The 5,398-nt window shown below is 67.8% G+C and carries 7 protein-coding genes; 4 read left to right on the plus strand and 3 right to left on the minus strand.

Annotated features, from left to right (window positions below):
* Window positions 1-567, minus strand: a 567-nt coding sequence (locus tag VEG08_14155) for a 3-hydroxyacyl-CoA dehydrogenase NAD-binding domain-containing protein (protein HXZ29132.1), incomplete at its 3' end; no start/stop codon positions are given.
* Window positions 568-1,125: 558 nt separating this feature from the next.
* Between VEG08_14155 and VEG08_14160 the strand changes: the two genes are divergently transcribed.
* Window positions 1,126-1,566 (plus strand): VOC family protein, encoded by a 441-nt coding sequence (locus tag VEG08_14160; protein HXZ29133.1) that lies wholly within the window; start codon window positions 1,126-1,128, stop codon window positions 1,564-1,566.
* A 96-nt stretch (window positions 1,567-1,662) separates the two neighbouring features.
* Window positions 1,663-2,589: a universal stress protein gene (locus VEG08_14165; GenBank protein ID HXZ29134.1), complete on the plus strand. Its 927-nt coding sequence runs from the start codon at window positions 1,663-1,665 to the stop codon at window positions 2,587-2,589.
* Here VEG08_14165 and VEG08_14170 read toward each other — a convergent pair.
* Window positions 2,586-3,158 (minus strand): DUF4118 domain-containing protein, encoded by a 573-nt coding sequence (locus VEG08_14170; GenBank protein HXZ29135.1) that lies wholly within the window; start codon window positions 3,156-3,158, stop codon window positions 2,586-2,588. The genes VEG08_14165 and VEG08_14170 overlap by 4 nt on opposite strands.
* Before the next feature lie 153 nt (window positions 3,159-3,311).
* Window positions 3,312-3,806, minus strand: a complete 495-nt coding sequence (locus tag VEG08_14175) for an NUDIX domain-containing protein (protein ID HXZ29136.1) — start codon at window positions 3,804-3,806, stop codon at window positions 3,312-3,314.
* A 121-nt stretch (window positions 3,807-3,927) separates the two neighbouring features.
* Between VEG08_14175 and VEG08_14180 the strand changes: the two genes are divergently transcribed.
* Window positions 3,928-4,434, plus strand: coding sequence for a GAF domain-containing protein (locus VEG08_14180; GenBank protein HXZ29137.1), 507 nt, complete (start codon window positions 3,928-3,930; stop codon window positions 4,432-4,434).
* A complete protein-coding gene (locus tag VEG08_14185; protein HXZ29138.1) occupies window positions 4,431-5,279 on the plus strand; it encodes a transketolase in 849 nt (282 codons plus the stop codon). The genes VEG08_14180 and VEG08_14185 overlap by 4 nt, the downstream gene beginning before the upstream one ends.
* Window positions 5,280-5,398 lie beyond the last annotated feature (119 nt).

The following is a 5,398-nucleotide window of genomic DNA, read 5'->3' on the forward strand; positions in this document are numbered from 1 at the left end:
GGCGTGCACGATGGCTTTGCCCAGGCGCAGGTCGGAGAAGTGGGCGATGGCGGCCATGGCGTCGCGGTCGCTGTCGGGGGTGGGAATCAGTTCCAGCAGGCGCATGTAGCGGGGCGGGTTGAAGAAGTGGGTGCCGAACCAGCAGCGGCGGAAGTCCTCGGAGAAGCCCTCGGCGATCTTGGCGACGGGCAGCCCGCTGGTGTTGGTGGTGGTGATGGTGCCGGGACGGCGCGCCGCTTCCACCTTCTTGAGCAGCTCGCGCTTGATGCCCAGGTCCTCGACCACCGCCTCCACGATCCAGTCGCACTGCTTCAGCCACTCCAGATTGTCCTCGAAGTTGCCGATGGTGACCAGGCGGGCGAGGGAGGCTTCCATGAAGGCAGCGGGCTTGGACTTGCGCGCGGCCTCGAGGCCGGCGGCGGCGATCTTGTTGCGCTCGGCGCCCTGGGCGCCCGCGGGCACGATGTCGAGCAGGAAGGAGGGCACGCCGGCGTTGGCCAGGTGCGCGGCGATGCGCGCTCCCATGGTCCCGGCGCCCAGCACGGCGACTTTCTCGATGCGCTTCATGGGCGTGGCTCACTCGAGCCGCAGGCGGCGGGACGAACGCCGCCTGGAGAAGAAGAAGGAGATGTTAGCAGCTTTGCAGGCGGGTGGAAGGGGCGCCGTGAACAGGACAGAGGAGGGGAAGCAAGCGCTCTGGGCGAGCGAGCCGGACTCAGCGCGTTGGACGCGGCAGGCTGCATCAGCCTACAACTCTCACAGATTCCCGAATCCCCCAGATCAGAGACCCGGGGCTACACGGACCCTCCCGGACCCAAAGTCCGGGGTTACACCGCCCGAAATGGAGAAGGCGCGCGCCGAAGTAGATGTGGGGTGAGGATGGCAACGACGCGCGCCGGTATTAAGTTGGGGAGAGTGTACTGAATGAGTCATCATTCAGTCAAGCAGATTCCTCGTGCGCGGGCGAGCGGCCCTACCTTCGTCAACGGCTTCCGTGCTTGCTCAGGCACCGGGCCCCCGCCTTAGAGCGCCGCCCTCCCCGGGTGCCGGCGGAACCCGCCTGCCGGTCTCCTTGTTCGCAGATTTTGCGAGTCCGGGGGCGGCAGCGATGGCAGAATGGCGGCCATGACAAGCCCAGCCCAGAACTGCAGGTCCACTGTGATCCCGGGCCTGCGCTACCGCAACGCTCCCGCCATGATCGACTGGCTGTGCCAGGTCTTCGGCTTCGAGAAGCAGTTGGTGGTGCCCGGGCCGGAGGGCATGGTGGTGCATTCCCAGCTCACCTTCGGCAACGGCATGATCATGATCGGCTCGGTGGGGAGCGGAACGGCTTCGTCCAATCTGCTCAAGCAGCCGGACGAGATTGGCGGGGCCGAGACCCAGGCCTCGTATCTTGTGGTCACCGACATCGACGCCATCTACGCTCGCGCCCAGGCCGCCGGCGCCCGCGTGCTGATCGAGCTGGAGGACAAGGGCTTCGGCGGGAAAGGCTTCTGCTGCGCCGATCCCGAAGGCCACATCTGGCACGTCGGCACCTTCGATCCCTGGGCGCCACCGCCGGCCTAGCCGCGGGCGGGACATGCCGGGCAGGGACAGGTGACCGGTATCACTGATTGGGGCACCGCCTCCTGCTAGGGTAAAGGTGTGTGACGAGGTGATGCTATGAGCTTGCCCCACACCCTCTCTCCGGCAGAGGCGCCGGCGGCTTCGCCGGTCGCCCCCAAGAACATCCTCATCGCCACCGATTTTTCCGAGTGCTCCGAGCGCGCCCTCTCCTATGCCACCGGGGCGGCCCGCCGCTACGGTTCCACCCTGCACTTGGCGCACGTGGTGCCCATCAACACCTACTACCTGGCGGGTCCGGACGCTCTGGGCGTAGCCTTGGACCAGGCGCAGCGCGAGACCGCGGCCCTGGTGGTCCGGTTGCAGGTGGAAAAGCAACTGGCCGGGGTACGGCACCACAGCTGGGTACTGCGCGGCTATGTCTCCGAGGTGCTGGGCGAACTGATCGCGCGCGAGCACGTCGACCTGGCGGTGGTGGGAACGCACGGGCGCACCGGGCTGAGCAAGCTGGTGCTGGGCTCGGTGGCGGAGGAGATCTTCCGCAAGGCGCCCTGCCCGGTGCTGACCGTGGGGCCGCACGTGCCCCTGGCGCGGCCCGGCAGCGGGCTCCAGGCGCTGCTGTTCGCCACCGATTTCTCCGAGGACTCGGCGCGTGCCCTGCCCTATGCGCTCTCCGCGGCGCGCGAGTTCGGCTCCGAACTCACCCTGCTGCATGTGCTCGAGCCCGGGGAGGAGATGGCCGGAGACCCCACCCGGCGCGACTCCCTGCTGCACACGCGCCTGCAAGCGATGCTGGGAGAGGATGCGGGCCGGGTGCGCGTCCGCACCGAGATCGCCGGCGGCGATCCCGCCGTGTGCATCGTGGAGGCGGCCCGCCAGCGCGGCGCCGGCGTCATCATCCTGGGCCTGAAGGCGCCGCAGATGTTCGCCGACCGTCTGCCCTGGCTCTACGCCTACCGCATCGTCAGCCAGGCTCCCTGCCCGGTGCTCACCGTGCGCGGGAAGGTGGCGGAGCCAGCGGGCTAATCGGAGCTGCCGGTCGCTCTGGCCTGTGCTGCCTGGTAGGCCTCCGGGTAGTGCTTGCGAAAGCACTCCGGGCACACGCCGTGGCTGAACTCCGCCTCGCTGTGCTCGCGGATGTACTCTTCCAACTGGATCCAGGCGCCTTCGTCGTTGCGGATCTGCTTGCAGTGCATGCAGATGGGCAGGATGCCGCGCAGCACCCTGACCTCTTCGAGGGCGGCTTGCAGCTCCCGATTGGTTCCCTCGAGGGAGTGGAGGGCGGCGCGGCGCTGCTTTTCCAGCCCCGCCACCAGCAGGCACACGCAGAGGAACATGACGGCCCGCAGCAGCCCGGCGAGATTCAGGTCCAGGTGATAGGGACGGGTGTCAAAGAACCAGTCGAAAATCACCACCGACAAGAGCGCGGTCACGATCCCGGGCCGGGTGCCCCCGAAGCGCGAAGTGATGACCACCGCCGCGAAAAACAACATGGACAGGCTGTGGGAGGTCACATTGCGGAGGGGAAAGGTCAGCACCGTGGCCAGGGCGAGGCTCACGGCTACGAGCATGCTGGGTCGCAGCCAGGCAGGCATAGGGAGTTATCCGCCGGCTACCACCTTGCCTGTGTCGGCGGGCTGGCTTCAGTGACGTACGTCACAGGGGAGTGATTGCAGATTGCAGATTTCAGATTGCAGATTGAAAGGGAGGCGTCGTGGTCCAGTCTTCAAATCTGCAAGCTGAAATCTTCATTCTGCAATCTCTTTCAACTCCGGGTTGCGGGCGACGTAGTCGAGGGCCTTCTGAGCCATCTGGCGCTCGCCGCCGTAAGCGAGGACCTTCGGCGCTTCCTCCAGCGGCAGCCAGCGGGTGCTCTCCACCTCGATGCGCATGTCGTCTGAGATCGCGCCCAGCTTGCCGCGCCGGTAGCGCAGCAGGTAGAAGCTGACGATCTTGAAGACGCGAGCACGGTCGCCCCAGGTGCGCTGGTACACATACTTGATGTCGCCCAGCTTGGCGACCAGCTCGGCCTCGACCCCGGTCTCTTCGCGCACCTCGCGCACGGCGGTCTGCTCGGGGTGTTCACCCGCATCCACCAGGCCCTTGGGCAGGGCCAGGACGGGCTGGGGCGGGCCGGTCTTGGAAGGCGTGGGCTTGCGCCCGCGCGGCTGGATGGCGGCCATGTGCCAGCGCCCGCGCATCTGGCGCACCACCACTCCGCCGGCTGAGATCTCGCGCTCCATGGGACTCGCCCGGCCGCGCCGGGTTGTGGGAATCCTAGCAGGGAGGGCGCGCGAAGTGGCGTTGACCGTCCCTTCCTTCGCGGGTACACTTACGGCGTCGCTGCTTGTCCCCCGAGGAAAAATGAAGAAGCCTTACCGCCCGCCCCGCGAAGTGCTGGCTGAGGTCGAGCAGGTGCTCGCCCGCCGCTACCAACCCTCCGATCCCTCGCCCCTGGACGCCGTGGCCGAGTTGCTGCACGAAGGCCGGCACTACTTTCGCACCGGTATCTCGCTGGTGGTGGGGGAGCGAGTGGAGCGCCAAGCCTGGCGCGGCCCGGCACAGCCCGGCGGCGCGACCCGGTCCGAACTGAGCCAGCCCATCAAGCTGGCCGGCCGCGTGCTGGGCGTGATCGAGGCCGAGAGCGACCGCGCCGAGGCCTTCTCTTCAGAAGACCGCGTACTGGTGAAAGAGGTGGCCGAGCGTCTGGCCCGCTTCCTCACCGGGCGCGGCAAGTACCTGGTGCGCAAGGCGCGGGAAGCCGCGGGCGGAAGCGCTCAGGCCGCCTCCAGTCCGGAGCGCCATCAGCCCTCGAGCGAGCGCGCCACCGCGCCGCGCGCCGCCGCCGCCGGAGAGAACTCCCGTTCATGAGCGCGCCGCGCCTGGAGTCCCTCGCCGAACTCAAGCGCCTGGCCAACCGCCTGCGCATCGACATCGTGAAGATGATCGGGGCGGCGGGCAGCGGCCATCCCGGAGGCTCGCTCTCCGAGGTGGAACTGCTGACTGCGCTCTACTTCCGGGTGCTGCGCCACGATCCCAAGGACCCGGAATGGCCGGGGCGCGACCGCTTCGTGCTCTCCAAGGGCCACGGTTGCCCCGCTCTCTACGCCGTCTATGCCGCCGCCGGCTACCTCGACCCGGCGGTGCTCGGCACGCTGCGCAAGCTGGGCTCGCCCCTGCAGGGGCACCCCGACAAGCGCATGCTGCCCATCCTGGAGGCTTCGACCGGCTCGCTGGGCCAGGGACTCTCCATCGGCATCGGCATGGCGCTGGCCGCCAAGATGGACAAAGCCGACTACCACGTCTTCGTGCTGACCGGCGACGGCGAGGTGCAGGAGGGGCAGATCTGGGAGGCGGCCATGTTCGCTCCCTACCACAAGCTCAACAACCTGACCCTGATCGTCGACTGCAACCAGCAGCAGCTCGACGACTGGACGGAGAAGATCCTCTCGCTGGAGCCGCTGGCGGAGAAGTTCCGCAGCTTCGGCTGGCGCGCGATGGAGATCGACGGCCACGACTTCGAACAGGTGCTGCCGGCGCTGGAGCAGGCGCGCGCCAACACCGGCGCGCAGCCCACCGCCCTCATCGCCCACACCGTGAAGGGCAAGGGCGTCTCCTTCATGGAGAACAACATCAAGTGGCACGGCGTGGCTCCCAAGCCCGACGAGGTGGCCAAGGCCGTTGCCGAACTGGAAGCGGCAGCCCAGCACCTTTAGAAGGAGAGAGACTTGGAAGCCAGCGCAGCTCCCATGGTCCCGGTCGAGAGCGCCGGGCGCAACAACGTGAAAGCCGCCACCCCCAAGTTCGAGCTGAAGATGGGCCTGGCCACGCGCGA

The sequence above is a fragment of the Terriglobales bacterium genome (genome assembly GCA_035624475.1).
Taxonomy (GTDB): domain Bacteria; phylum Acidobacteriota; class Terriglobia; order Terriglobales; family Acidobacteriaceae; genus DASPRL01.

Bases quoted from the DNA above. Each gene is read 5' to 3' on its own strand.
- VEG08_14160 (HXZ29133.1), top strand. From the start codon at position 1,126: ATGACAAGCCCAGCCCAGAACTGCAGGTCCACTGTGATCCCGGGCCTG.
- VEG08_14165 (HXZ29134.1), top strand. From the start codon at position 1,663: ATGAGCTTGCCCCACACCCTCTCTCCGGCAGAGGCGCCGGCGGCTTCG.
- VEG08_14170 (HXZ29135.1), bottom strand. From the start codon at position 3,158: ATGCCTGCCTGGCTGCGACCCAGCATGCTCGTAGCCGTGAGCCTCGCC.
- VEG08_14175 (HXZ29136.1), bottom strand. From the start codon at position 3,806: ATGGAGCGCGAGATCTCAGCCGGCGGAGTGGTGGTGCGCCAGATGCGC.
- VEG08_14180 (HXZ29137.1), top strand. From the start codon at position 3,928: ATGAAGAAGCCTTACCGCCCGCCCCGCGAAGTGCTGGCTGAGGTCGAG.
- VEG08_14185 (HXZ29138.1), top strand. From the start codon at position 4,431: ATGAGCGCGCCGCGCCTGGAGTCCCTCGCCGAACTCAAGCGCCTGGCC.